Origin of the sequence: Endozoicomonas sp. SESOKO2 (genome assembly GCF_024606245.1) — a bacterium.
GTDB lineage: Bacteria > Pseudomonadota > Gammaproteobacteria > Pseudomonadales > Endozoicomonadaceae > Endozoicomonas_A.
Map to the genome: position 1 here is coordinate 1 of NZ_JAHHPQ010000421.1, position 1,362 is coordinate 1,362.

Genomic DNA, 1,362 nt, shown 5'->3' on the forward strand with positions numbered 1-1,362 from the left:
ATACTGCGTACCATTATCATTTGTTGCAGGAGCAGTCAGCATAGCAGACATTGAGAGATTGCACAGAGACACCTAACGCCAAGTTAAGCGGTGGCAACGCAGGCGGCGTCTGATGGAAAGGCGCAGCCCCGGGAACGAACTTGAACTTTTTGTTAGGTGGGCATGATCATTTGCCAGTAGCCAACATCTTGCCACTGATTGAACTTAAACCCTACTTTCTCAAAATGAGCAACTTTTTTCATTCCTAGGTTTTCGTGTAAGGCAACACTTTTTTCATTTGGCAATGTTATACAACCAATAGCTGTTTTAATTCTTTTACTCTGTAATTTTTTTAACAACTCTCTATACAAAGCGCTACCAAGTCCCTTACTTTGAAAGTTCGGATCAAGATAAATAGTAGTTTCTACGGAAAACCGATATGCACTACGGTCATGCCATTGTGAAGCATAAGCATAACCGACTACTTTTGAATCATTTATTAACACGATCCAGGGCAAACCATCTGACTTAATTTTATTAACCCTAAAATCAATATCAGATGCTAAAATCTCTTCTTCTTCAAACGTAAATGCAGTGTTCCTTACATAGTGATTATAAATTTCTACAATCCGTTTAATATCACTGCTTTCGACCTCTCTTATCATTATTTCTGCCTCTTAACCGTGATATGTGGACACACCTAACGGCTGCAGCAAGGGAGCGAGCGCAGTGAGCGTCCCCGTTGGCTGCACTTGCTATGCTGCGCTCTCATCTGCGGGTTTGATCTAATTTTTCAGCCATCCATGTTTTTACTATTGCTTGACGAGCAACTCCAAGCCTGGCTGCTTCTTTATCAAGGGCATTGATCATCCATATTGGAAAGTCAATATTGACACGCTTTGTATCAAAATCAGGACGATGACCCTTGTCCCACTGAACCACATTATCAATTAGCTCACTGCCCTCATCAAAGGCTTTGTCGAAATCTTCAGTTTTCATAGCAAGTAATCTCCTTTGTTCTCGAACGGCGAACTGAAATAATTCTGATGTTATCTCCTCATAGTGTATAAACCGCTGTCCAGTGTTTGCCTTTGTACCTTGCAACCATGAGAAATCGCTCTTCTCCTTCAAGACTTGCAGGAAAGATGATTTTTGACTCATCCTCCCATAAGTTTTGAGCTTCATCGAAGTCAATACCATGTTTGTCAAAATTAGTCATACTTTTATTCGGATCGTATTCAAACAAGTGATTTTGACACCTATAAATACAGCAATTAGGTATCAATTATATACCATTTGATGCTAGCAGCCTGTCGGACTTAAGGCTTTCCTACTGCGGTTGCAATAAATTGGTCTAAAAATTCCTGCTTCTTCGTCAAATAG

The 1,362-nt window shown here is 40.3% G+C and carries 3 protein-coding genes; all 3 read right to left on the minus strand.

Features of this window, described 5'->3' with window-relative positions; all coding sequences use genetic code 11:
- Positions 1–152: 152 nt before the first annotated feature.
- Complete coding sequence (locus tag KDK17_RS09175; RefSeq protein ID WP_257253574.1) at positions 153–644, minus strand: GNAT family N-acetyltransferase; 492 nt, start codon at positions 642–644, stop codon at positions 153–155.
- 103 nt (positions 645–747) lie between these two features.
- Entirely contained in the window at positions 748–978 is a 231-nt protein-coding gene (gene brnA / locus KDK17_RS09180; protein ID WP_257253572.1) for a type II toxin-antitoxin system BrnA family antitoxin, read from the minus strand.
- A gap of 58 nt (positions 979–1,036) precedes the next feature.
- Positions 1,037–1,264 carry a BrnT family toxin gene (locus KDK17_RS09185; protein WP_306671265.1) on the minus strand — a complete coding sequence of 76 codons (228 nt, stop codon included), beginning with the start codon at positions 1,262–1,264 and terminating at the stop codon, positions 1,037–1,039.
- Positions 1,265–1,362 lie beyond the last annotated feature (98 nt).